This window comes from Allobosea sp. FW305-C-101 (assembly GCF_058783685.1).
The window spans coordinates 49969-75535 of sequence record NZ_JBYSYT010000010.1 but is presented as its reverse complement, the minus strand read 5'-3'; the positions used below and the strand labels follow the sequence as shown (position 1 = coordinate 75535).

Annotated in this window: 19 protein-coding genes and 1 tRNA gene; 11 read left to right on the top strand and 9 right to left on the bottom strand. The window is 67.5% G+C overall.

All coding sequences use genetic code 11. The features are described 5' to 3' along the window. Positions 1–25: 25 nt before the first annotated feature. The 3 genes from tssB to AC3WMA_RS24990 form a co-directional block, all read right to left on the bottom strand. Positions 26–556, bottom strand: coding sequence for a type VI secretion system contractile sheath small subunit (tssB, locus tag AC3WMA_RS25000; RefSeq protein ID WP_492287966.1), 531 nt, complete (start codon positions 554–556; stop codon positions 26–28). A 122-nt stretch (positions 557–678) separates the two neighbouring features. Further along, positions 679–2148: a type VI secretion system protein TssA gene (locus AC3WMA_RS24995; protein ID WP_492287965.1), complete on the bottom strand. Its 1470-nt coding sequence runs from the start codon at positions 2146–2148 to the stop codon at positions 679–681. Positions 2149–2218: 70 nt separating this feature from the next. After that, the gene (locus AC3WMA_RS24990; protein WP_492287964.1) at positions 2219–2776 is read right to left on the bottom strand and encodes an OmpA family protein; all 558 of its coding nucleotides are present in this window, start codon (positions 2774–2776) and stop codon (positions 2219–2221) included. Positions 2777–2894: 118 nt separating this feature from the next. On the opposite strand from AC3WMA_RS24990, the gene AC3WMA_RS24985 reads away from it, so the two are divergent. Genes AC3WMA_RS24985 through tagH form a run of 3 tightly spaced genes read left to right on the top strand, consistent with a single transcriptional unit; the run spans position 2895 to position 6760 of the window. After that, positions 2895–4754: a type VI secretion system Vgr family protein gene (locus tag AC3WMA_RS24985; protein WP_492287963.1), complete on the top strand. Its 1860-nt coding sequence runs from the start codon at positions 2895–2897 to the stop codon at positions 4752–4754. A gap of 38 nt (positions 4755–4792) precedes the next feature. Beyond that, positions 4793–5341, top strand: coding sequence for a DUF6931 family protein (locus tag AC3WMA_RS24980; RefSeq protein WP_492287962.1), 549 nt, complete (start codon positions 4793–4795; stop codon positions 5339–5341). A gap of 33 nt (positions 5342–5374) precedes the next feature. Continuing rightward, positions 5375–6760 (top strand): type VI secretion system-associated FHA domain protein TagH, encoded by a 1386-nt coding sequence (gene tagH / locus AC3WMA_RS24975; protein WP_492287961.1) that lies wholly within the window; start codon positions 5375–5377, stop codon positions 6758–6760. A 120-nt stretch (positions 6761–6880) separates the two neighbouring features. Here tagH and AC3WMA_RS24970 read toward each other — a convergent pair whose 3' ends face one another. The 3 genes from AC3WMA_RS24970 to AC3WMA_RS24960 form a co-directional block, all read right to left on the bottom strand. After that, a complete protein-coding gene (locus AC3WMA_RS24970; protein ID WP_336812475.1) occupies positions 6881–7234 on the bottom strand; it encodes a RidA family protein in 354 nt (117 codons plus the stop codon). Between the two features lie 62 nt (positions 7235–7296). Then, positions 7297–8079: a hypothetical protein gene (locus AC3WMA_RS24965; RefSeq protein WP_492287960.1), complete on the bottom strand. Its 783-nt coding sequence runs from the start codon at positions 8077–8079 to the stop codon at positions 7297–7299. 67 nt (positions 8080–8146) lie between these two features. After that, a complete protein-coding gene (locus tag AC3WMA_RS24960) occupies positions 8147–8656 on the bottom strand; it encodes a PAAR domain-containing protein (protein WP_492287959.1) in 510 nt (169 codons plus the stop codon). 176 nt (positions 8657–8832) lie between these two features. Here AC3WMA_RS24960 and tssK point away from each other — a divergent pair, with 176 nt between their 5' ends. Genes tssK through AC3WMA_RS24930 form a run of 6 tightly spaced genes read left to right on the top strand, consistent with a single transcriptional unit; the run spans position 8833 to position 18953 of the window. Beyond that, positions 8833–10170: a type VI secretion system baseplate subunit TssK gene (gene tssK, locus AC3WMA_RS24955; RefSeq protein ID WP_492287958.1), complete on the top strand. Its 1338-nt coding sequence runs from the start codon at positions 8833–8835 to the stop codon at positions 10168–10170. Continuing rightward, positions 10167–11618, top strand: coding sequence for a type VI secretion system protein TssL, long form (gene tssL / locus AC3WMA_RS24950; RefSeq protein ID WP_492287957.1), 1452 nt, complete (start codon positions 10167–10169; stop codon positions 11616–11618). Before tssK ends, tssL begins: the two co-directional genes overlap by 4 nt. Before the next feature lie 11 nt (positions 11619–11629). Further along, positions 11630–15268 carry a type VI secretion system membrane subunit TssM gene (tssM, locus tag AC3WMA_RS24945; RefSeq protein WP_492287956.1) on the top strand — a complete coding sequence of 1213 codons (3639 nt, stop codon included), beginning with the start codon at positions 11630–11632 and terminating at the stop codon, positions 15266–15268. 4 nt (positions 15269–15272) lie between these two features. After that, entirely contained in the window at positions 15273–15980 is a 708-nt protein-coding gene (gene tagF, locus AC3WMA_RS24940; RefSeq protein WP_492287955.1) for a type VI secretion system-associated protein TagF, read from the top strand. Positions 15981–15990: 10 nt separating this feature from the next. After that, positions 15991–16800, top strand: coding sequence for a PP2C family protein-serine/threonine phosphatase (locus tag AC3WMA_RS24935; RefSeq protein ID WP_492287954.1), 810 nt, complete (start codon positions 15991–15993; stop codon positions 16798–16800). Next, a complete protein-coding gene (locus AC3WMA_RS24930; protein ID WP_492287953.1) occupies positions 16797–18953 on the top strand; it encodes a serine/threonine-protein kinase in 2157 nt (718 codons plus the stop codon). Before AC3WMA_RS24935 ends, AC3WMA_RS24930 begins: the two co-directional genes overlap by 4 nt. Positions 18954–19058: 105 nt before the next feature. Here AC3WMA_RS24930 and AC3WMA_RS24925 read toward each other — a convergent pair whose 3' ends face one another. From AC3WMA_RS24925 to AC3WMA_RS24915, 3 genes are all read right to left on the bottom strand, one after another. Further along, positions 19059–19337 (bottom strand): hypothetical protein, encoded by a 279-nt coding sequence (locus AC3WMA_RS24925; RefSeq protein ID WP_492287952.1) that lies wholly within the window; start codon positions 19335–19337, stop codon positions 19059–19061. A 57-nt stretch (positions 19338–19394) separates the two neighbouring features. Beyond that, positions 19395–21185, bottom strand: coding sequence for a transglycosylase SLT domain-containing protein (locus tag AC3WMA_RS24920; RefSeq protein ID WP_492287951.1), 1791 nt, complete (start codon positions 21183–21185; stop codon positions 19395–19397). Positions 21186–21251: 66 nt separating this feature from the next. Then, a complete protein-coding gene (locus AC3WMA_RS24915) occupies positions 21252–22805 on the bottom strand; it encodes a methyltransferase regulatory domain-containing protein (RefSeq protein ID WP_492287950.1) in 1554 nt (517 codons plus the stop codon). 370 nt (positions 22806–23175) lie between these two features. Between AC3WMA_RS24915 and AC3WMA_RS24910 the strand changes: the two genes are divergently transcribed. Both AC3WMA_RS24910 and AC3WMA_RS24905 read left to right on the top strand, forming a co-directional pair. Further along, positions 23176–25311 carry a caspase family protein gene (locus tag AC3WMA_RS24910; protein WP_492287949.1) on the top strand — a complete coding sequence of 712 codons (2136 nt, stop codon included), beginning with the start codon at positions 23176–23178 and terminating at the stop codon, positions 25309–25311. 114 nt (positions 25312–25425) lie between these two features. Then, positions 25426–25499: transfer RNA gene (locus AC3WMA_RS24905), tRNA-Gly, on the top strand. Positions 25500–25567 lie beyond the last annotated feature (68 nt).

The window sequence follows — 25567 nt, the reverse complement described above, 5'->3', positions numbered from 1 at the left end:
CCCGGAGGCGGGCCTGCGCCCTGCCTCAGTTTGCCGTCTTGTCTTCGGAAGGCTCGCCCTTGCCGAGCCGGTCCTTCAGGGCCGCCATCAACTGGGGATCGGCCAGCAGCGCCTTGATCTGGTCGCTGGCGGCCATCTTGCCATCCATGTAGCGCAACAGGTTGGCGAGCTGCTCGCGCGCCTCCAAAAGCTTCGCCGTCGCCGGGATCTGGCGGGCGATGGCTGCCGGGTTGAGATCCTCGAACTTCGAGAACTTCAGCGCCACCGAGAGCTTCTCGCTGCTGTCGTCGCCCAACTTGTTGGGCACGTTGAACGACACGGCCGGCTCGATCGCGGCCATGCGCTGATCGAAATTGTCCATGTCGAAGTCGAGGAACTTGCGCTGCGAGATGTCGGATTTCTCGATCGCCGAGGCATTGCCCGAGAGATCGGCCATCACGCCCATCACGAAGGGCAGCTCGATCTTCTGCTCCGCGTTGTACGGGTCCTCATAGGTGATGTGGACCCGAGGCGGCCTGTTGCGGCGGATGAACTTCTGTCCAGAATCTCCGGCCATGTGACGTGCCCCTCTGCATTCGTGCCACGCCGACGTAACGTGACATCCTATCCGGTTTCACCCGTCATCGATATAGTCTCTCGACCGTGACGGGAGGTTCAAGGCAATGACGAAAAACTTCCCTAGCTGTCGGTCTCCGGCAACGGCACGACATCTGGCAGGATGTTGCCGAGAAGCGACATGAAATCATGCTGCGCCAGCGCACAGGCCTTGTCCATGAGGAGCGGCGTCGGGTGCGAGGGCTCGACCTGGCGATAGAACGCGGCGACCGCCCTCATCGCACCCACCGCATCCGCGCGGCTGCCGATCACGATCGTGGACGGCACCGGGCTCGGCGGGGGACTGGAAGTCTCAGCCGCCTCTGCGGCGACCTCCTCCTCCGCCCCGCCTTCGGAAGCGTCATCGCCGGCCTCGGCATCGCTGTCGTAGCTCTCCTCGGCCTCCTCCGAACCGTCGCCGTAGCTCTGGTCCGCATCGCCATCGGCTTCGTAGGCACTCTCCGCCTCGTAGCCGTCAGGCGCCGGCAGCCGCTCGAGCGGCAAGCGGAACCGGCGCTGCTCGCCGATCTCGATCACCGCCTTGTCGACATGCTCGGGGAACATGATCTGGATGACCTCGATCAACGACTTTCCGATCAGCTGCTGCGCCTGCCCGATCAGCAGGACGGCCGGGCTCGACGGCTCGGTTTTGCGAAAGTAGCCGAGGCAGGCAGAGAGCGTATCCTTCACTTGGAGGATGCTCGAAACGCTGCCGGGACTGAAGCTGACGGTGTTTGCTGCCGAGCCCTGCGGACCGGTCGCCGCCGGCTCCAGACCCGCCGCCTGATGGCCCGGGACGCGCCGCGCGACCGCGGCATCGAGGAAGGTAGCGATCTGGTCCAGCAGCGCCGCCAGGCGCGGAAAGCTAAGGGGATGATCGACACCGACCTTCTCCAGCCAGCTCGTCCGCAGGCGCGCGAGCGCGTCGCGCCCCGCATTCGCACGGCCGAGAACCGCGACCAGATCGTCGACATCGGCCTCGCTGAGCGCCGCCTGGATCGTGCTCGCATCGGGATGCTGCTCGCCATCGACCAGCTTGGTCTCACCGCTGGCCACGAGCTGGCTGCGGAACATGAGCGGGCCGATCCGCCGGCTGACGAAGAGCGGGGCGTGCTGCAGCGGCAGCACCACCGTCGCCAGTTCGTCGAGCCCCTGCAGGGCGACCTCGCGCATCACGAAATCGCCATCCATCGCGCGCGGATGCACCTCCTCCCAGTGCGAGCCGAGGAGATCGGCCATGGCTGAGAGGCACGCCGTGAATCCCGGTACGTCCCGATTGAGGATCGTGAGCTTGGCCGCGAGCACGAAGAGCCTGAGGTCGCGCGAGCGCTCCAGCAGCTTGCCGAGCTCGGCGAAGGCGGCGGGAAACTCGATGCTCGTCCGGTCGAAGGCAATCTGCCGGCCGTCGTCGTCGCGGCGAAAATACGAGGCCGGCAGCGCGACCTCGAGCCGCGCCGTGGCATTCATGAAATCGAGATCGTCCTCGAGATCCGGCCCGCAGGGCTCGTCTGCCGAGATCGGCTTCGTCAGTTCGGCGAAATTCAGGCCCGCCATCGCTCTCCCCGCTCACAGGAGCAGCGCCCCGGCCACGGCCGGAGGCGCCGCAGCCGCCTCTCGTCTTGCTTCACTCGGTCCGCAGGCGGGTCTCGACCCGACGGTTGTCGCCGGAGAGCGGATCGGCCGCGATCGGCTTGCTCTGCCCGTAGCCCTTGGCCACCAGGTTGGAGGCCTTGACGCCATGCCCGCCGAGATAGCGGACGACGGCCTGCGCGCGGCGTTGCGACAGGTTGAGGTTGTAGGACGCGCTGCCGGCGGCGTCGGTATGCCCCTCGACCATGAAGGTCTGCTTCGCGAGCTGCGGGTTCTTCAGCGCCTTCGCGAACTCGTCCAGGTTGAGCTTGGCCTCGGGCTCCAGCTCGTCGGAATTGTATTTGAACTTCACCACGAGGTCGAAAGCGCTGACGGGCTTGGCGGGCTCGACCACCTGCCCGGCCCTGGCACATTCGGCCTCGGTACCGACGCAGAGCCCCCGCGTCAGGGCGGGCTTGGGCGCGACCGCCGGCCCGAAATGCTTGACGATGTCTTCGGCCTTGTAGGTCTGCGCGCCCGCCATGTTCGCCATGGAGAGAACCATGGCGCCGGTCAGAGCGACAAAGGCAGTGAAGCCGGGCTGCTTGCGCATGGGAACACTCCCGCTGAATTTCGCCGTCTGGCAGTTGATGACTTAGGGACCGAAGGATGAACCTAGAAATCACCTACGTCAAGATAAAAATAGAGACGCGAATCGAAAGGTTCAATTGATGCCATCCGCTCTTGGGCAAGAACAAAGAACCGCGTCTTTTTCAACTCCGGCGGGGAAAGACGAATTTACACTTATCAAGTTCGAAGCCAACGAAGCTTTGAGCGAATTATTCACTTATAATATTGAGGCGACCAGCAAGACTGAGAACGCCGACCTGCAAAGCATCATGAGCGAAAAATGCTCGATCAAGTTCACGCTCAAGAACAAGAGCGAGCGTGTGCTGAACGGCACGCTGGTTGATGCCCAATGGCTCGGCCAGCAGGACGACCTCCATATCTACCGCTTCACGCTCAAGCCCTGGCTCTGGCTGCTCTCGCAGCGGGCCGATTGCCGGATCTTCAAGAACAAGACCGCGCTCGACATCATCAAGGAGATTTTCAAGAAGGAGGGGTCGGCGAGCTTCGACGACCGCACCAGCGAGACGCTCCAGCCGATCGATTACTGCGTGCAGTATCGCGAGACCGATCTCGACTTCGTGCTGCGCCTGATGGAGCAGTACGGCATCTACTATTATTTCAAGCACAGCGACGGCGACCACAAGCTCGTGCTCTGCGATTCCCGCTCCGCCCATGACCAGGTGACGGCGGCGGCCGAGCCGAGCTTCCAGGGCGACGCCTCGGCTTATGCCTTCGTCCAGCAGGGCAATCGCTTCCCGCGCAGCATGGTCGAGCATCTCACCCACTGGTCGACGATCCGCCGCCTGCGCACCGGCAAGTTCGAGCTCAAGGATTATGATTTCGAGAAATCGGAATCCGATCTCACGGCCCGCGCCGAGGAAGGCTTCCCGAAAGCCAAGTCCTACGAGGCCTATGACTACCCGGCCGCCTACACCAAGCGCGACCAGGGCGAGCACTTCGCCCGCGTGATGGCGCAGGCCGAACAGGCGCAGGACGACCGCCGCTATGCCGGCGGCGATGCCGCGAGCCTCTATCCCGGCGCGCTGATGAAGCTCTGCGACCACCCGACCGGCGCCGAGAACAGCGAATACATCGTCGTTCGCGCCACCCACGCCTTCGGCATCCAGAGCTATCGCTCCTCGGGGCGCCGGGACGAAGCGCTCTATCACGGTTCCTACGAACTCCAGAAAAGCGACAAGCGCTTCCGCGCGCCGATCGTGACGCCCCGCCCGACCGTCTATGGGCCGCACACCGCCAAGGTGGTCGGCGAGAAGAACCAGGGCGAGGAAGGCGATATCGACGTCGATGAATACGGCCGCATCTGGCTGCGCTTCCATTGGGATCGCGAGGACGGCTCGACCTCCTGCCGCACCCGCGTCGCGCAGATGTGGGCCGGCAAGGGCTGGGGCGGGCAGATCATCCCCCGCATCGGCCAGGAGGTTATCGTCGAGTATATCGAGGGCAACCCGGACCTGCCGCTGGTCGTCGGCGCCGTCGTCAACGACCAGCACAAGCCACTCTACGAACTGCCGGCAAACAAGACCCAGTCCGGCCTCAAATCGGAATCGACGGATGGAGCCGGCTTCTCCGACACCTATAACGAGATCAAGTTCGAGGATCGCAAGGACCAGGAGGTTCTGGAGATCCGGACCGAGAAGGACCACAAGATCACGGTCAACAACATCGAGACCCGCGATATCGGCGAACGCTACCAGGGCATGGGCTATTCGCGCGAGACGACGCTCATCAAGGGCAACGACAAGCTCGACGTTCAGAATGGCAAGCTCGATGTCGAGGCGCTCACGGAGATCAATCTCAAGGTCGGCGAGAGCACGATCAAGATGACGCCCGGCAGCATCGAGATCAAATCGCCGACCATCACGATCCATAGCCAGGCGCTGACGGAGGTGAAGAGCGATGGCATCCTCGTCGTCAAGGCGCCAATGGTGAACATCAACTGACCCCGTAGACCGACAACGACAGAACGGCCGGAGCCTCCATGTCACGCCTGCGCTTCAGCACCGCCCGCGAAGTGTTCGAGACCTATCCCGCGGCCCGTCAGGCCGTCACGATGGCGCCGACCACCGAGCCGCCGCTGGCTTTCCTCGGCCGGCTCGTCAGGGGTCCGGCGCCGACGGAGGCGGCGAGCTTCTGTGCGTTCCTTTTGCCCCGGCGCGAGACGGTCTGGTGGGCCTTGCAGGCGGTGCGCTCGATGCAGCCGCCCGGCACGCAGGACCCCGGCCTTGCTGCCGCCGAGGCCTGGGTGCGCGAACCCGGCGACAAGACCCGCTTCGAGGCCCTGCGGCAGGCCCAGACCGGTGACAGCGCGCGGCCCGGCACCTTCGTCGCCTGGGCTGCCGGCTATTCAGGCGGCAGCATGTCGGAGAGCCACCCGATCCCGACGCCGTCGGACCTCACCGCGAAGATGGCGCGGATCGCGGTGCTCAATGCGATTAATCGCCTTCCCGCACGCGAGCGCGAAGGCGCGTTGCGCACTTGCGTCGAAGCATGCATTCGTTTGGCTGAAGACGATGCCGGCAAGCGCTGATCCTTTCGCTCAGGCCGTAACGGGATGTCCGCGATGGCGCTGACACTGACGATCGAGAACGAGACCTCGCTGCCCGATGGCGGCCCGCTCAGCGTGACCACCAGCGGCGGGCGCGGCCTCGATATCGGCCGCGACCAGCATCTCGACTGGGCACTGCCCGATCCGTCGCGCGCCGTCTCCGGCCGCCATTGCGAGATCCGCTTCCGCGACGGCGGCTGGTGGCTGCGCGACATCTCGACCAACGGCACCTTCGTCAATGGCGGCGAGCATCGCGTGCAATCTCCCTACCGGCTCCAGAACGGCGACAGGCTGGAGATCGGCCACTACATCATCGCCGTTGCCATCGAGGGCGAGGCCGGACAAGCCGCCGACATTGCCCCTGCCCCGCCGCCCTACGCCGCCCAGCCGGAATCGCTGTGGGCGCAGAGCGAGGAGGCCGCGCCGCCGATCCCGCGCCGCGACCTGATGCCGCCGAACCATGCCAGGCCGGTCCATGCCGGCTTCATCGATTGGGCGGCCGACATCCCGGCTCCGAGCGCCGAGCCGCCACCTCCGCCCGCGCGGGACTGGTCGCCTCCCGCGGCACGAAACGACGAATTCGCCTGGGCACCGCTCCAGCCGCAGCCCCTTCCGCCGGAGGAGCCGGTCGCACCGATCCCGACGCCGCGGCGCCCGCCCGCGAACAACCCGGCCAGCGCCAGCCCGTGGGACGAGCCGGCCGAGGACGCGCTTCCGCCCGATACGGCGGCTGAGCAGCCTCCCGAGCCGGCACCGGCCTTCGCGCCGCCGCCCTTCCCGGCTGAACCTGCCGCACCGCAACCCGGCGCGCCTGCCCCGATCTCGATGGGCGAGTTCATGCAGCGCTTCGCCAAGGGCGCCGGCGTCTCGCCGCAAGCGCTGGCGACGCAAGACCCTGGTGCCTTCGCCGAGCAACTCGGCGGCCTGATGCGGCTCATCGCCGAGGAGCTGAAAGGGCTGCTCGCCGCCCGCGCCGAGACCAAGCGCATCGCCCGCAGCACCAGCCAGACGATGATCCAGGCGCAGGACAACAACCCGCTGAAATTCTCGCCAACGGTCGACGACGCCCTGCAACTGATCTTCGGCCAGCCGCGCAGCGGCTATCTCGATGCCAAACGCGCCTTCGACGAGAGCTTCCGCGACCTCAAGGCGCACCAGATCAAGACCTATTCGGCCATGCAGCACGCCCTCAAGATGCTGGTCGAGGACCTCGATCCGCAGGCGATCAACGAGGCAACGGCCCAGGATGGCGGCCTCGGTGGCCTGATCGGCTCGCGCAAGGCCAAGATGTGGGAGGCCTATGTCGCGCGCTGGGACGCCAAGACCGCCCCTTACGAGAACGGCCTCGTCGACGCCTTCATGATCTATTTCGCCGAGTGCTACGACCGCGGCGGGAAGTGACGGGCACAAGGCCGTCATGCTCGGGCTTGACCCGAGCATCTCAGGACGAGAAGGCGCCCCTTTCGGCAAGAGTTTCTCGGGTCTGCGCTACGCTTCGCCCGAGAATGACGCCCCGGTCGGTCAACCCTTCGCCGCGACCGCGGTAATCTCGATGGCGTAGCCCGGCGAGGCCAGCTTCGCCTCGACGGTCGCGCGCGCCGGAGAATGGCCCTTCGCAACCCACTTGTCCCAGACCGCGTTCATCTCGCCGATCTTGCTGATATCGGTGAGGAAGATCTGGACGCTGAGGATGCGCTCCTTGCGGCTGCCGGCCTGCGCCAGCGTGTCTTCCAGCAGCGCCAGCACCTCCTCGGTCTGCTCGGTCAGGGAAGCACCTTCCGTCTTCTCGGCGACATGGCCGGCGAGGAAGATGATGCCGTTGAAGATAGCGGCATCGCAGTAGCGGGCGGCGAGTCCGATGCGTTCGATGGTCATGGGCTTTACGTCCTGTCGCGAGAGAAATGGCGCAGCTCGCTTGGCCCGCCCGCCCCGCCCGGTCAAGCCGACGGCAGCGCCAGGATTTCGCGGATGGCGCGCGGCTGGAGCTGGCGCGGCGCATCGTCCATCGCGACCTTGTAATAGCCGAGGATGCTGAGCTGCTCGTAGGTCGCCCAGATCGAGTCGTCCTCGAAGGCGGCCATCCGCTCCTCGAAATTCAGGATCATGCCGTATTCCAGGCCGGTGCCGCGCTCGAGCGGCGGCGGGGTCGGCTTGCTGCGCTTCTGCGCCTCGGCGGCGGCGAAGGCAGCAAGCGCGCCGGGTATCCAGGCCTGCTCATAGGCCGCGACGATATCGGCGGCGGCCTCCCCCTTCCCCGTCAAAACCCTCCGGCAGGCATCGGCGAAGGCGTCGGTCAGGCCGTTCGCCTCGGCGGCGGAATCGGCCTTGTTGTAGTCGGCCCGCAGCGGCTCGACATAGGCGAAGAGGTTTTCCAGCTGCCGCGCCGCCGCCCCAGCCAGAAACAGCCAGGGAAAGGCGCCGTCGATGGAAATCTGGCCAGGCAGGAGATGCGCCGCCTGCTCGCCGTCATCGGCCCGGAAGAACTGGCGCACCGCCGCCGTGCAGCTCACGTTTGGAATGGGGAGGATCGGGCGCTTGCGCCGCGTGGGATCGCGGATCAGCGCCATGAAGCAGAGCGTCTCGGCGACCCTGCCATTGCGGGCGAGCCCATGGTTCTTCGCCCGGCGCTGGTCCGAGGACAGGCGCTGCACGATCTTGTGGCGGAAGCGTTCGCTCTTCGCTTCCGCCCGGTCCGGCACCGTCCGCCTGCTTTTCGCCATCGCACCTCGCAGCGAGAAAACGATTCCGTCTCAACGGCTTCCGCCGCTGTCTTGAATCAATCTGACATCAGCCGCCGATGATCACGGTGGGCAGGCCCATCATGATCTTGTTGGGCGGGCCGAGCGCCTCGATGATCGTATCGCCCATCCGGCAGGCCGGCAGGTTGTTGATCAGCACCGTCTGCGAGCCGTCGATGACGACGCCTGGCCCATGCGTCGGCAGCGGCAACGGGCCCAGCGGCGTCAGGCAGATATGGATATCGGCGCCGCCTGCCGCGCCTGTGATCGTCGAGCCCATGCTGGCGGCGGCTGAGTTCTTGGCGGTTTCCTCGGCGGCGATGGCAGCCGGTGCTCCCGGCGTGCCGGCCGCGGCGACGGTGGCCGCCTGAGCCACCTGCAGAGCCGCATCGGAGATTGCCTTGGCGGCCTGGATCGCGGCAGCGGCGGCGGCCGGCACGCCGCGCCAGGCCAGCATCCCGCCGATGATCACGTTCACGCTGCCTGGTCCCGGTTGCAGGACCGGCGGCAGCGGATGCAGCACCGGGTCCATGATACGGGCGGCCGGTCCCTTGGGCATGCGAGCCTCCTGCTGGAACGGATTCGTACCTACGAGGACTGCCGTGAAAATCGCCCCGCCGCATCCTTCAAGTCAATGATGGCGGCTCCCGCGCGGCGCGCTAGCATTCGTTTGGTGACGCTTGGGTAGGACCCGTATAAGCTCGCCCAGCCTGCCGTCGAGTGAGCGAGACCGGAATGTCGTGGTACAGCAAGGTCGTCTGGTCGGAAGGACTGTTTCTCAGGCCGCATCACTTCCAGCAGAGCGACCGTTATCTCGAAAACCTGCTGGAAAGCCGCGTCAGGACCATCTCGCCCTATCCATGGGGCTTCTCGGTGCTGGAGATCGACCGCGACCTCGCCCAGCAAAGCCGCATCGGCCTGCGCCGCGCCGTCGGCGTGATGCCGGACGGCACGCCCTTCGCACTGCCTGACAACAGCCCGCTGCCCGCCGCGATCGAAGTGCCGGAGAACGCCGCCGGGCAAATCGTCTGGCTCTCGCTGCCGCTCGCCGCCGCCAATACACGGGAGGTCGAGGACACGCTGAACGGCTCGGCCAGCCGCTATGTCCCGGCGAACGAGATGCTGATCGATTCCACCGCCTCGCTGCGAACGGAAGAAGAGATCGACGTCGCCCATCCGCGCCTGACGCTGGAGCTGCGCAAGACCTCGAAGGCCGGCTATGTCGGCCTCGCGCTCGGCCGCATCCTCGAAGTGCGCGATCGCGCGATCCTCTTCGACGAGAAATTTGCCCCGCCCGTTCTGGTCTGTTCGGCCTATCCGGTGATCGAGGGCTGGCTCGACCGCGTCATCGGCTGGATCGACAACAAGCTGGAGGAACTGGCCCGCTACGCCGCCGATCCGACGGCGGGCGGCGGCCTGCAGAGCGCCGACTATTTCGTGCTCCAGCTTCTCAACCGCAGCATTCCCGTGCTGAAGCACATGCGCCGCTCGCGCTTCGTCCATCCCGAGCGATTGTTCTCGACCTTCCTCGCGCTCGCCGGCGAGCTTGCGACCTTCACCACGGCCGAGCGTCGCGCCCGCGACTATCCGGCCTATGATCACGATGACCTGGAGAATTGCTTCGCCCCGGTCGTGCGCGACATCCAGGACTTCCTCTCGGCCAATCTCGGCCGCCGCGCCATTCGGCTGGAGATCGTCGAGCGCGCGCAAAACGCCTTCATGTCGACGATCCGCGACCGCAGCCTCGTGCGCAACGCCACGCTGGTGCTGGAAGTCGCCGCGCGCCGCCCGCTGACCGAGATCCAGGCGCAGTTCCCGCAGCTCTTCAAGATCGGCCCCAACACCAAGATGAACGAGATCGTCCATGCCCATCTGCCGGGCATCAATCTCGTCCATCTGCCGACACCGCCGCCGCAGATCCGCGCGCTCACGGATCATGTATACTTCTATCTCGACCGCACCTCGCCGCTCTGGCCGGAATTCTCGACGGCGAGTTCGATCGGCATGCATTTTTCCGGTGACTGGCCCGATCTCGAGCTCGAGCTCTGGGCCGTTCTGGAGGGCAGGCGATGAGCGATCCGGGTTCGCCCTCAGATCCGTTCGGCCGCTCCGAGCGGACGATCATCAGGCCGAACCCCGGCGGGCGCCGCGCGCCCCTGCCGCCCGCTCCCGCCGCGCCGGCCCCGGCCGCGCCACAGCAGGCACCCCAGCCCTATCAGCCGCCGCAGGTGCCCTCGCCCGGCGTGCCCGGCACCGGCGACGAATGGATGTCGAACCCGGCGCCGATCCCGCAGCGCCAGCAGGCCCCGCCGCCTCCGGCCGGCGGCGGCCAGTCCCTGCCGCGCCGCGACCAATTGCTGACGCCGAATGCCAACCCGCTTCTGCGTGCAGCCAGCCCGCTGCTGCTGCTGCTCGGGCGGATGCGCGCCAACCTCTCCAACGCGCCCTTCGCCCAGCTTCTCGGCCAGGTTGGCGAAACGATCGAGGCCTTCGAGCATGAGGTTCGCGCCGCTGGCGTCTCGGCCGAGACCGCGCAGACCGCGAAATACGTCATCGCCGCCAGCGCCGACGACATCGTCCAGAATATCCCCGGCGACGACCGCCATGTCTGGACGCAGTACAGCATGCTCTCGCGCTTCTTCGGTGAGCGCATCGGCGGCGTGCGCTTCTTCGAGATGCTCGACAAGGCCAAGGCCGACCCATCGGTCAATTACGACCTGCTGGAGCTGATGCATGCCTGCCTGGCGCTGGGCTTCCAGGGCATTCACCGCACCTCGGCCGGCGGCGCCAACAACCTCCAGATGATCCAGCGCAACCTGTTCGAGACGTTGCGCCGGGTGAAGCAGCCCGATCCCGAATTGTCGCCGCGCTGGCGTGGACAGGCGATCGCGCAGGCGGTCGCCGGCTTCAAGGTGCCGGTCTGGTCGGTGGCGGCGATCGCGGCCGTCGCCCTGCTCGGCGTCTATTTCGTCTTCCGCGCGCTGCTCGCCGGCAATGCCGAGGCGGCCTCGACCGCCCTGCTCTCGGTCCATCCCAAGGGCGAGATCGGCATCATGCGCAAGGTCTTCTCGGCCCCGCCGCCACCTCCCCCGCCACCACCACAGCCGCCCAAGGTCTGCGCCGCCGTGCAGCCGCCGATCGTCTGCCTGGTGACACCGAACGTCGTCATCGTCCGCCTCGTCGGCATCACGCTGTTCGAACCGGGGCAAGCCGCCGTGCGCACCGAGTTCCAGCCGCTGATCGAGCGCATCGCCGCCGTGCTGGAGCAGGAGGGCGGCGCCATCAAGGTCGTCGGCCATACCGATAACGTGCCGATCCGCACCGCCCGCTTCCCGTCCAATGTCGAACTGTCGCAGGCCCGTGCCAAGGCCGTCGGCGACGGCTTGAAGGCCAAGCTCAGCAAGCCGGACCGGATCAGCTTCGAGGGCAAGGGCGCCGATACGCCGATCGCGCCGAACACCACCGCCGACGGCCGCGCCCAGAACCGGCGCGTCGAAATCCTGATCCAGCGTCAGAACTAGGAGGCAGGACGATGAATCTCGCCACCTGGCTCCGCATCGTGGCCATCCTGATCGGCGCGGTCGCGCTCGCCGCGCTGATCTGGTTCGGCGGTCCCTTCGTCGCCTTCGGCGAGGTCCGGCCGTTCGAGTCGTTCTGGGTCCGACTGCCCATCGCCGTGCTGCTCCTTGTCGGCGCGCTCGTCTGGATCGCTCTCATCGTCATCCGCCGTCGCAAGGCGACGGCGGCGCTGACCGAAGCGCTGGAAAAGCAAGAGTCGACCGGCGACGGCGCCGCGCTGTCCAGCGCGATGAAGGATGCGCTGGCGACGCTGAAGAGCGCGCGCGGCAAGGGCGGCGACTATCTCTACGACCTGCCCTGGTACGTCATCATCGGCCCGCCCGGCGCCGGCAAGACGACCGCGTTGGTCAATTCCGGCCTGAAATTCCCGCTGGCGCGTGGCGCGACGCCAGCCGCCGTCGCAGGCTCCGGCGGCACCCGCTATTGCGACTGGTGGTTCGCCGAGGATGCGGTGCTGATCGACACCGCCGGCCGCTACACCACGCAGGACACCGACACCAAGGCCGAGAAGTCGAGCTGGTTTTCCTTCCTCGACCTGCTCAAGACCAATCGCCCGCGCCAGCCGATCAATGGCGTGCTCGTCGCGATCAGCGTCGAGGACCTGCTGACCTCCTCGCCTGAGGAGATCGCCGCCCATGCCGACGCGATCCGCGCCCGCCTGCTCGAACTGCACGAGCGCCTGAAGGTCGATTTCCCGGTCTATGCGGTCTTCACCAAGGCCGACCTGATCGCAGGCTTCAACGAGTTCTTCGGCCAGTTGACCGAGCCACAGCGGCGCATGGTCTGGGGCCATACCTTCCAGACCGCCGACAAGACCCGCAACATGATCGGCGATGTGCCGCCGGAATATGACGCGCTGATCGAGCGGCTGAACGAGCGCCTGCCTGACCGTCTCCAGGATGAGCACAACCCGACGGCGCGCGCCCAGATCTTCGGCTTCCCGAGCCAGATGGCGACGCTGAAGCGCTCCATCGTCGATTTCCTGACCCGCGTCTTCGAGCCGACGCGCTACCACGCCAATGCGACTTTGCGCGGCTTCTACTTCACCTCGGGCACGCAGGAAGGCACGCCGATCGATCAATTGATCGGCGCGCTCTCGCGCAATTTCGGCTCGGATCATGCCGGCGCAGCCTCCTTCTCCGGCAAGGGCAAGAGCTATTTCCTGACCGAGCTGGTGCAGAAGGTCGTGATCGGCGAATCCGGCTGGGTCTCGACCGATCTCGGTGCCGCCCGCCGCACCACCGCGCTCCGCATCGCCGGCTTCGCCACGGTCGCGCTGCTTTCGCTCGCCGCGCTCGGCCTGTGGTGGACGAGCTTTTCGCGCAACAGCGACCTGATCACCGCGACCAATTACGGGCTTTCCGACTATCGCAGCGCCGCCGCGCCGGTCCTGCAGGAAACCACGATCTCAGACCGCAATTTCAGCCGCGTGCTGCCGCTGCTGCACAAGCTCCGGAACATGCCGACAGGCTATGCGACGAAAGCCGAGCCGACGCCGACGCTCGCGACCTTTGGGCTCAGCCAGCGCGATCGCCTGCAGAACGCGACCGAGATCACCTATCAGCAGGCGCTGGAGCGGATGCTGCGCTCGCGCATCATCTTCCGGCTGGAGGAACAGCTCGAGGCCAACGCCAACAACCCCGGCTTCGTCTACGAGGCGCTCAAGGTCTACATGATGGTCGGCGGTCAGGCGAAGCTCGACCGCGAGCTCGTGACGTCCTGGATGCGGCTCGACTGGGCCGAGAACCTCTTCCCCGGCCCGGCCAATGCCAAGGGCCGCGAGGCGCTGGAGGAGCATCTCGCCGCGATGCTCGACCTCGACGAGGGCACGGGCGAGCCGATCGTGAAGCTCAACCAGTCGCTGATCGAGCAGAGCCAGCGAACGCTGCGCCGCCTCAGCATCGCCGAGCGCGCCTATGAGCTCCTGCGCACCCAGTCCCGCAGCGAGAGCCAGAAGGACTGGGTCGTCTCGCAGCGCGGCGGCTCCGATGTCCGCCTCGTCTTTGAAGGCGTCACCGGCGAGGATCTCGACCAGATCCGCGTGCCCTATTTCTACACCTATGACGGCTTCCAGAACGCCTTCATCGCCAAGCTCGGCGATATCGGTGACCAGATCGAGCGCGAGCGCTGGGTCCTCGGCGAGAACCTCGATCAGCAGGCGATCACCGCCCAGTACGCCACACTGTTCCCGGACCTGATGAAGCTCTACAGTCGCGACTATGCCGCGAGCTGGCAGCGCATGCTGAAGCGCCTGAAGCTCCGGCCGCTCAACGCCGACAAGCCGCGCTATGTCGCGCTCAGCGCCATCGCCGCCGCGACCTCCCCGTTCAAGCAGGTGCTGGAGGCGCTCCGCGACGAGACGCAGCTCACCAAGGAACGCCCCAACGCAAAGAAGGCCGTCGCCCAGGCTGCGGCACAGGCCGCCGCCGATACGCTGGCCCAGCGCGCCAGCAATGCCTTGAGCCGCCTCGGCACCAACCTGCCGCTGGCCGCGCCCGGCGTCGACCGCGTGCTGGCGGGCGGCGGGCCCGATACCGCGCTCGGCGCCGATATCGAATCCCAGTTCAAACCCTTCCACGTGCTGGTCGACGGCGATCTCGGCCGCCGGCCGGTGGACCAGCTCCTGCAGACGTTCTCAGAGATCAACCAGAACCTCGCGACAGCCGCGACAAACCCGGCGCAGTCGGCGGCGGCGAATGCCGCGCTCGTGCCCTTGATCGCGACCTTGCGCGCCAATTCCTCGCGCTATCCCGCGCCTTTCGATGGCATGGTGATCCAGGCGGTCAATGATTTCGAGGGCGATGCCACCGGCGCGACGGTCGCGCTGTTGCGGCAGGCGCTCGCCGAGCAGGTCACCCGCGTCTGCACCGAGGTGATGAACAACCGCTATCCCTTCACCAAGGCGAGCACGCGCGATGTGCCGCTCGCCGATTTCGCCCGGCTCTTCGCGCCCGGCCAGATCATGGACAAGTTCTACAAGGAGCGGCTGGAGCCTTTCGTCGACACCTCCAAGCCGCAATGGAACTGGCGCGTCGACAGCCGCGTCGCCCGCGCGCTCTCGCCGACGACGCTGCGTGAGTTCCAACGCGCCAGCGAGATCAAGGAGGCCTTCTTCCCGACCGGCGGCAACCTGCCCTCCTTCCAGATGGTGGTGACGCCGACCGCGCTCTCGGCCGATGCCGCCAATGCCAAGCTGGAGATCAACGGCTTCACCGTGACGAGCCAGCAGGGCGTCAACACGCCGACCCCGGTGATGTGGCCGGGCGGCGGCGTCGGCAAGACGGCGGTGACGCTGACGCTGGGCGGTGGCGGCGGCAACGCTTCCGGCGGCATGTTCAGCGGCGGCTTCTTCTCCTCGGGCCAGCAAGGCGGCGGCGCGCAGGGCGGCGAGGCCAAGCTCTTCGAGAAGGAAGGCACCTGGTCCTTCTTCCGCCTGCTCGATGCCGGCTCGGTGCTGAAGCAGGGCGACAATGTCGGCTTCAACCTGAATGCCGGTGGCCGGCAGGTTGGCTATTCCTTCGGCGTCGGCTCGCTCAAGAACCCGCTGATCCTGCCGGCGCTGCGGGAAATCCGCTGCCCCTCTGGGATATGACAAGGTGCCCTGCGGCCTCTTCGGCAAGCTCCCGGCCAAGCGCGACTTCATCGCGCTCAACGCCCCCTCCGGCTTCCTCGGGACTTACGAGAAATGGCTGCAGGGTGGCCTGACCGCGAGCCGGCTCGAGCTCGGCAATCGCTGGCAGGAAGCCTATCTCAACGCCCCGATCTGGCGTTTCTGGCTCGGCGGCGCCCATGGCGGACAGACGGTGGCGGGCGCTTTCATGCCCTCCGTCGATGGCGTCGGCCGTTATTTCCCGCTGACGGTCTTCGCGGCCGGCAGCCCGGGCGCCGCGATCCCGCCGCCGGAACTCGACCCGCAGGATCCATGGTTCGAGGCGATCGAGGATTTCCTGCTCCAGGCGCTGGAACCGCAAGCGAGCTACGAGGCCGTGGCGCAGCGCTTCTCCGCCCTGCCCGTCCCCAACGACCATCACCTCGCCGCGCCGCCGCAGGACATGGTGCGGCTCGCCGACGGCACCATCGTCAGCGCCGCGATCGCCTCCGGCTTCCCGGAGCGACTGGCGGCCCTGCGCGTCGAGGACCATGCCCGCTCCTATGCCCATGCGTGCTATCTCTGGACGATCGGCGGTCCGAATTTCGAGCCGCTGGCGCTGACCGGCCACGCCTTGCCCGATCCCTATCTCTTCGCCGGCCTGCTCACCGGCCGTTTCGACGGCCATCTCGCGCCCGAGCGCGCCGGACCATGAGGGCGATGCCATGAACGACGCCCCGCGCCGGAACCCGGATTTCGAGACCGGCTGCATCAGCCATACCGGCAAGGTCCGCACGGCCAACGAGGACAATTTCATCCTGCGGCCGGAGATCGGCCTCTGGGCCGTCGCCGACGGCATGGGCGGGCATGAGAACGGCGCGCTCGCCAGCGCGACCGTGGTCGCGGCGCTGGAGGCGGTCGGCGCCGCGGGCTCGGCGCCGGACCTGCTTGCCATGCTGGAAGCCGGCATACTCAAGGCCAATGACGATCTGCGCGCCGAAATCGACCGGCGCGGCGCGACCATGGGCGCGACGCTGGTCTGCCTGCTGATCCACCAGCGCCATTTCGCCTGCCTCTGGTCCGGCGACAGCCGCATCTATCTCGTCCGCAGCGGCCGCATCGCGCAGGTTTCGCGCGACCATACCGAGGTCCAGGACATGGTCGATCGCGGCCTGCTCACCGCCGAGGAGGCGAAGCGCTCGCCGCGCCGGCACGTCATCACCCATGCGATCGGCGTCCACGAGACGCCGGAACTCGACCTGGAGAACGGCGAGATCGCCGACGGCGACGCCTTCCTGCTCTGCTCCGACGGGCTGACCGAGCATGTCGCTGACGCCGAGATATTGGCCGCCGTCGAGGCAGGCGGCGCGCAAGCCGCCTGCGACGCCCTGCTGGCGCTGACGCTGGAGCGCGGCGCGCGCGACAATGTCACCGTCGTGATCGTGCGCTATCGACAGGGGACGAGCGAAAGGACACGCTGGATGCCGAACCGGTCCGTCAGGGGGAATGCGACGCCAGGGAGCACCACGCCATGAGCGACGATTCCGAACGCACCGTCTTCGCGCCCCGCGCCAATGCCCGCCTCGGCACGAAGCTCAACGGCATCTACGAGATCGAGAGCCTGATCGCCGTCGGCGGCATGGGCGAGGTCTACAAGGGCCGCGCGATCCAGACCGGCGACGCCGTGGCGATCAAGATGATCCGCCCCGACATGGCCCGCGACGACGCCGTGCTCGCCCTGTTCCGGCGCGAGGCGGCGGCCCTGCACAACCTCTATAACGAGGCCATCGTCCGCTACTACGTCTTTGCCATCGATCCGGTAAGCGAGACGCCCTATCTGGCGATGGAGTTCGTCGACGGCCAGCCGCTCTCAGAGCGCATCCAGCAGGGGCCGCTGAGCGTCGAGGAAGCCGACATCCTGCGCCAGCGCGTCGGGCCTGGCCTGCATGCCGCGCACCGGCTCGGCATCATCCATCGCGACATCTCGCCCGACAACATCATTCTGCCGGGCGGCGATCCCTCCCGCGCCAAGATCATCGATTTCGGCATCGCCCGTTCCAGCATCCTCGGCGAAGGCACGGTGATCGGCTCCGGCTTCGCCGGGAAGTACAATTATGTCTCGCCGGAGCAGCTCGGCCTCTATGGCGGCGAGGTCTCCGGCCGCTCGGACATGTATTCCTTCGCGCTGGTGCTGGCGCAGGCCCTGACCGGGCGCGCCATCGACATGGGCGGCTCCCAGGTCGACATCATCGACAAACGCCGCCGCCTGCCCGATCTCTCGGCTGTCGATGCGCGCATCCGCCCCCTGCTGGCGCGCATGCTGGCGCCCGACCCGAAGGACCGCCCCGCCGACATGGCCGAGGTCGCCGTCTGGCAAGCGCCAGCTTCGGGCAAGAAGGCCGCTGCCAAGACGCCGATCGGCAAGACCGCCACGGACAAGCCGGGCCGCTCGCCCCTGCCGCTCGTCGCTGGCATCGCCGCGCTCGCGCTACTGGCCGGCGGCGGCTTCTACGCCTGGACGACGATAGGTGGCGGGCAGCCTGCACGGGTCGCGACCAACGATCCGCCGCCGCTCTCGGAGCAGCCCTCGGCCAGCACGCCGACTGCCGCGGTGAACGCACCGCCTGCCCTGACCGAGGCGCCTGCCGCGAAGCCCCCGCCGGCGAGCGCTCCCCCAGCGCTGACCGAAGCACCCGCGCAGCCGGCAGCACCCACGACGCCCCCGCCGGCCGCCGAGAAGCCTCCGGCCCCGCTGAACCCACCCGCGCCGCCCGCGGTGGCACAGCCTCCGGCTGCGCAACCGCAAACGGGGCAGCAGCAGCCCCAACGGCCGCAGCGCCCCCCGTCAAGCTCACCCGGCTCGCAGGTTGCCGTGAACACCGAGCCGCCACAGCAGCAGGCGCCGGCTCGTCCGCCTGCGGCCGAACCCGTCAAGCCCCCGCCTGTCGTCGAGGTGAAGCCGCCGGAGCCGCCGCCTGTCGCGGTCGTCATTCCGACGCCGCCTCTCAGCCAGAGCGTTCCATCACCGCAGCCGCAGACCACCGCCATCGTTCCGGACCCCGAGCCGCGCACGCCGGCCGAGCGGATCGAGCGCTATGTCCGCGACTATGACGGCGGCTCCTGCTTCTTCCTCTGGCCGCTGGAGATCGGCGACCGCAAGGCGACGCTGGAAGGCTTCGGCAGCTCGTCCGCGCCCTTCGTCGCCTTCGACAGCGCCTTCAAGGCGGCGCAGGGCTTCGAGGCGCAGATCCATCTGCGGCCGATGACCGAGGCGCAATGCCCGATGGTCGATTTCCTGCGCCGGCCCGGCATCGGCATCGATCGCAGCCCGCGCATCCAGATCGGCGCCTTCAACATGAAGAGCGGCGACATCCTCAACGGTTCGGTCGAGGCTGGGGGCGGCCAGAATCTCGATGTCGTGCTGATCGGCGATGACGGCCTCGTCTACAATCTCGCGAGCTTCATGAAGCGCGAGGGCAACAAGGTGACCTTCAACCTCAAGCTCGAATCGACCGGCGGCGCCGCGCGTCCGCAGACCGTGCTCGCGCTCGTCACCAAGGAGCCGCTGCCGGCGCTCTCCGGCCCCAATCCCTCGCCCGCGAGCGAGTTCTTCGCCAATCTCAAGCTCGACCTCGCCCGCCAGAGCGGCAAGCTGGGATTGGGGATCAAGTATTTCCGGATCGAGTGAGACTTAAGCCTCAACCGTCATTCTCGGGCGCAGCGAAGCGGAGACCCGAGAATCTCGTCGCAGAGATGCTCGGGTCAAGCCCGAGCATGACGGCTTTTGCCGCGATCAATCCTCCCGATACAGCACGCCCCATTCGTCCTGCCAGACGCCGGCCTTGTCCTCGACCACGATGGGCGCCTGGATCTCATTGGCGAGGCGGATCGCGGTGCGGAAAGCATCCTTCGCGGCCAGTTCGTCGCTGACGAAATCATTGACGAGATGCCCGCCGGCGAGATCGGCCGGACAGAGCACATGCCCGAAGGCTTCCCCACCGCGCTCCGACAGCTTGAGCGTGATCGCATCGGTCGGCGGCTCGTCGACCTGTTCGAAACGGTTGGCCGGCATGGATCGTCTCCTTTCAGTGCTCGCTGGGAGCGGATGGCCGCACGCGGCGGCAAGGCGTCATTTCTTCGGTTGCGGCCGGGCGATGCCGGGCCCCTGCCCCGGCCTGACCGCGCTGTAGCGGTCGAGCCTGACCTTGATCATCTCGTTGAACTTCTTGTGGACCTCGGAGACCGTGAGCACCTTGGTCTCACCCCCGGCATCGGCATAGAAGATCGGCCGGTTGGCCTGGGCCGGCTTGGGCAGGAGTTCGGCCGCCTTGACGCCGGGCTGCTCTTCCATCGTCTCGATGAAGGTCTGCGCCGCGTCCGGGCCGAGGAAGTGGATCAGGTAGATCTCGCCGCCGGTGAGGTGGCGTCCCAGCGCCCGTTCCAGCCGAAGCGTGTCGCGCTTCAGCATCTCGGCGGCCAGCAGCGCCGAGATATAGGGCTCGCGCCGCATGTCGAGGATGCGCTGGCGCTGGGCAGCGTCGCTGACCACGAACTGCCGGCCGGACTTGCCGATCATTTTCGCATCGGCTGCGAGCCCGTGCTTCGTGCCGAATTCGTAGATCACGCCGAGCCAGGTCTGCTCGATGAACTGGTAGAGCCCAGTCGCCGAGGAAGTCTGCGCCTTCACCGCCGTCGAGAACGAGGATTCCTTGTCGGCGACGGCCATCAGCAGGGTCGGGTCGGCACCGACGACCTTGCTGGCGCGCACGATGGTGTCGACGAGGTGGCGGCGGATCTTGATCGGCCCGAAGGTCAGCACCTGGTCGGGGTCGCCGCTGGAAATCTGCGGCGGGGGCTGCGGCGCACCGCTGGGCGAGACCGGCCCCGGCGGCGGGCCACCCTGCATCTTCGGCGGCACCAGCAGGATATTGGACGGCAGCTGCAGCTGGTTGACCGGCACCTGCTGGGTCGGCGCGTCCTCCTGCGGCTTGATCGCCGCCAGCGAGGGATCGTTGTCGAGGGCGAACTGGGCTGCCTGACGCGCGCCCTCCAGATCCTGCTCGACCGAGGACAGGATCAGCGAAGGCCGGGCCGGCGCATCCTTCAGCGCCGGGGCTTCGACCGCCGCGACCTCGACCCCGCGCTCCGGCTGCGGCCGCTCCGGCTGCTGGAGCCGCGCATAGGCCAGCCCGAGCACAGCGGCCGTCACGCAGGCGACGCCGGCCGCGACGGCCGCGATCGCCTTGCGTCCGGAAGGAGCCTTCTTCGGCCGCGCATCGGGCGGCTCGGCAGCGGCCGCCGGCTTGGCGGGTGAGATTCGCGCGGAGGCCGGAGGAACGGCTGCCGGCTGCGGCGCGGCAGATGGGGCTGGAGCAACCGCAGCCGGCCGCGCCGGAGCGGGTCGCGGCGGCTCTGCCGCCACCTGTCGCGCAGGGGTCGGCGCGCCCGGAGCGGATGACGGATGCGGAGGCAGCGGGCTTGCAGGCACCGACGCCGCGGCCGCTTCCGGCTTCCCGGTCACGAGGTTGCGCAGCATCTCAAGCCAGCCGGCATCGCCCCGCCCGGCGAGCGCCGCGAGATCGTCGACCAGCCGCTGCGCCATCACCTGCGGCACGCCGGCCTCGCGCGCGATCGTGCCGACAATGCCCTTGCCCGGCTGCTCCGACACCATCTTCAGCGCGTAGAACCAGAGCTGCAGCGGCGTGCGCCGGCTCTCCAGCGGCGTCCCCTCCGCCGGATGGATCATGTAATTGCAATGCTGGCAGGCGAAACCGCGCAGCTTCGGGCGCGGCTCGAACTGCGCCGGCCGGCCGCAGGCGGGGCAATTCATGCGCGTCCCGCCACGGCGCAAGCGCATCAGCGCGGCGAGGCAAGCCTCCTCCGGAAACAGCGCCTGGAATTGCCGGAAGCGCTCGCTCATTCCGCTGGCCTGCGCCCCATCGCCCCCTGCCGCAAGGTTACGCCCGGCACTAGCGCTTCACAATCGTCACGCCCGCAGCAGCCCGAGGCGCGCGACATCCTTCAGATGCATCGCCACCTCCTCCGCCGTGGCCCGCTCCGGCAGACCGGGAACCGTGATGCCGGAGCCGCGAGTCTCGTCGAGAAAGGCGTTCATCGCGTCGAGCAGCATGCCCTGGTCGCGCGAGCCGTCGAGCAGGCTGACGAACTTCCGCACGACGACGCCGTCGAGCTGCACAGTCCGGTGACGCAGATCGGTGACCTCGGCAGAGCTCGCAGCCTGCCAGCGCGCGATCTCGCTGGCCGCCGGCTTCTCGCTGATCGCCGTCGTCAGCGGCGGCGCTTCCAATCGGATGTCGAGTAACCCCGCCTTGAAGATCGCGATCAGGGCTTCGTCCAGCCTCGCGACCTCATGCGCGCGGTCCGGCCCCAGCTCGCCGGCCACCTCGCGGCAGGACCGTTCGACCAGCTCATCCCAGGTGATGCTCGCCGGCCAGATCGCGCTGAGGATGCCGAGCGCCGCCTTGCACAATGGCAGATCGACGGCAAGCTGCACGCCCTCGTCGAAGCTGAAGCGCTGGACGCCGGGCTTCTCGTCGTCCTTGGCAGGCGCGAGCCGCGCATTGGCGGCAAGATGATAAGGCCTGAGCGAGTCCGGCCGGACGCCGCGGCTGAGCGGGACATCGGCACGGCACAGGAGCGTCTCGCGAAAGGCGCGCCCGATCAGCAGGTCGAGCACCTGCTCGCGCAGGGCCGCCTGCTCCAACGGCAGCTTGTCGAGCATCTGCTGGGCCGGCCCCTTGGCAGCGCCGTAGAGGTTCGGGAACGAGGCTTCGGCCAGGAATTGCAGGCCATTTCGCTCGGCGACCGTGAGCACCTCGTGCAGCGCGAAGGCACGCGCACCGGGATTGAGATCGTCGTGATAGAAGACGTTATCGGGCAGCTCGTCGATCTGCTTGAGGCGCTGCCGCAGCGCCGCGCCATGGAAGCTGTCGGGATCGCTCGCTTCGGCGATCTCCTTCAGGGCGGCGCGAGCGACCCTGACCCGCTCGCGCGGGTCATCGATGTCCTTGACCGCGAAGAGCATGACGTCGCGCGCGAGATCGCGCAGCCGGCAGCCCGGCAAGGCATTGTAGCTGACATAGGCCACGCCCTGCGGCGCCAGCAATTGCCCGAACAGCGCGAGGATTCGCTCGCGCACCACGTCCGGCACCCAAGAATAGACGCCGTGGACGATGATGTAATCGAAAGTCCCGATCTCCTCGCCGACAGTGAGGATGTCGCGCTGCTCGAAAGCGAGGTTGCTCAGGCCAAGCTCCGCGGCATTGGCGCTTGCCTGCCGGATGGAGTCACCGCTGAGGTCGATGCCGAGGAAGCGGCTGTCGGGATACTGCGCCGCCATCGGGATGAGATTTCCCCCGCGTCCGCAGCCCAGTTCGAGCACGCGCATCGCGCTTGGCAGGGCCGGGCTCAAGCCGTGGAAATCCGCGATGGTCGCCAGACGCGCCGGATGGGTCTGCGCGAAGGAATGGCCGGGATAGGCCACGGCATCATAGGGATTGATCGCTGGATCGCTCGTCATGCCCGCTGCCGCCCGGCTTCGTCCCCGGTATTCGAGCCGAAGCACCGCCCCGACGCCTCATTCATTTGAAGGAGCGTCGTCCGACCCTGCCCTCGCGGCACGGCTGGAACAAGCTCTCCGATACCGGACAATTAAGTCACACCCGCGCGATTACGCTTGAGGAACCGCTGCGATTGACGCTGCCAACATCAGGCGAAACCTGAAGAATAGACCGCCTGAGCCGGTTCCGGATCGTGGCTTTCCAGCGGCGGTTTGATGTTGCTTCGAGTGCAGGCTTTCTGGGAACCTCCATCATATGGCGGACGCCCCTTCGAATCGCGGGCGTCAGACAGGGTCCAGCGAGTCGTTCTTCTCGCGCAGGGGAAGCAGCATGCGGATACATGCCCGGGCCTATGCGTATCTCATCGCAGCTTGGACGGTAGCCTTCGCCGCGCTGAGCCTCGGCGCCACACCCGCGCTCGCCCAGAAGCGCTTCGCCTTCGTCGTCGGCAATGGCGCCTATGCCAATGTCACGAAGCTGCCCAATGCCTTGAACGACGCCAATGCCACCAGCACCATGCTGCGGGAAGCAGGCTTCGACATCACGCCGGCGCTCGATCTCTCGCTTGCCGGCCTGCGCAGCGCACTCGATGTCTTCATCGACAAGGTCCGCCGCAGCGGCGCCGACTCCACGGCGCTGGTCTATTACGCCGGCCACGCCGTGCAGCTCGACGGCGCCAACTACATCCTGCCGACCGATATCCGCCCCCAGATCGCGACCAGCATCGCCGATCAATCGCTCTCGCTGGGCGATATCCTGCGCCGCCTCGACGGTGCCGGCGCCAAGTCGAAGATCGCGATCCTCGACGCCTGCCGCGACAATCCCTTCGCCAACCGTCAGGTCGCTCGTGGCCTCGCCCTGCAGATCGTCGACGGCGCCAATGAAGGCATCAGCAACGAGGCCGGCCTCGCCCGCGTCGATTCCGGCAGCGGCACCTTCGTCGCCTTCGCGACCTCGCCGGGCTCCACCGCAGCTGACGGCACCGGCTCCAACAGCCCCTTCACCACCGCCTTCCTGCGCGAGGCGCGCGAGCCGGGCCTCGCCGTCGAGCAGATCTTCCGCCGCATCCGCCTCGCCGTCTACGATTCCACCAATGGCACCCAGATCCCCTGGGACACCTCCTCGCTGATCACCGAATTCAGCTTCTTCCAGCGCCCGGCCGGCGCCCCTGCGGCCCAGCCCGCCACCGCCGGCAACGTGCCCCTGACGGCGCGCCCGACGCTGGCCTCGCTGCGCGCCATGTCGCCGGCCGATGCCGCCCGCACCGCGATCGCCTGGGACCGCAGCGACATCTACGGCAATACGCTGGCCATCAATCCCGAGGATCAGACCGCGCTGCGCCTGAACCGCATCCTCGCCCAGCGCACCGACGAGCGCGCCTGGGCCGAGGCCATTCTCGCGGGCGATGCCGAATCCTTCCGGCTCTATGCCCGGCTCTATCCTGTCTCCGACCACACCGCCGCGGCCCTGCGGCTGGCTGCAACCGCGCCCAGCCGCAACCGCGTCCAGGTCGCCCAGACCTGCCCGGTCTGCCCCGCCGTGCAGCAGCCCCGCGCCCGCCGCGCCGACTACACGCCGCGCGGCGTCTCGCCGGCTCAGTCAGGGGTGCCACGTCAGACCCTGCCCACGACGCCTCAGGGTGTGGCACCGCAGGCCATGGCGCCCGTCCTGCCCACCCTGCTGCCCGAACGCCCGCGCTGGACCGGCTTCTATGTCGGCGGCTCGCTCGGCGGTGGCCGTCAGGGCGACCGCACGACGGTGGCAGGCCCCTTCGGCAGTCCGACCTTCACGCCCACGACGACCACCACCACGACCGTCACCACGACGTCGCCCATTGCCGGGACCACCACAACGACGACGACGACGTTCGGCACACCGATCCTCGCTGCCAGCGCGATCAATCCGCTGGCGGTGCCGCGCAGCTTGACGCCCGACGGCAGCAGCATGGTCGGCGGCGCGCAGTTCGGCTTTAACTACCAGATCGGCGCCATCGTCATCGGCGCCGAAACCGACCTCTCGGCGACGCGCCTCGGCGGCAGCCAGACGGTCGCGGCCAGCCCCGGCGGGACTCGCTTCACCACCCGCGCCGAGAACGAGGTTTCGATGCTCGGCACGGTCCGCGCCCGCGCCGGCTTCGTCCTTGGCGACGTCATGATCTATGGCAGCGGCGGTTATGCCTATGGGCTCGTCGACCAGAAGGGCTCGATCGCGCCAGACAATCCGGCCACGACCTCGGGCGCCGCAGCCTCCCGGTCAGGTCTCGCCAGCGGCTGGGCTCTGGGTGGTGGCGTGGAATATGCGATCATGCCCGGCATGACGCTGAGGCTCGACTACACGCATTACGACCTGGGCAACCAGAAGCTGACCTTGCAGGACTATACCGGGCTCGCGCCCTCGCAATATGCGATCATGCGCGCCCGCACCGCCGGGGATATCGTCAAGGCCGGCTTCAACTTCGGCTTCTGAGGCCGGCGGCCGTCTCCCTGGCGAGAGACGGGAGCGCGCCAGGGCGACATCTGGCGGACAACCCTGATCGGCCCCTTGACACTGGCGGGTCGGATGGGGAATTTGGCGCCCGATGCGGGTGTAGCTCAATGGTAGAGCAGCAGCCTTCCAAGCTGAATACCCGGGTTCGATTCCCGGTACCCGCTCCAAAGCTCCTTGTACGGACAGCGCGTTAGAATCTGCCGACTTGGCCGGTTCCTGTTTTCCCGGCGTTGAC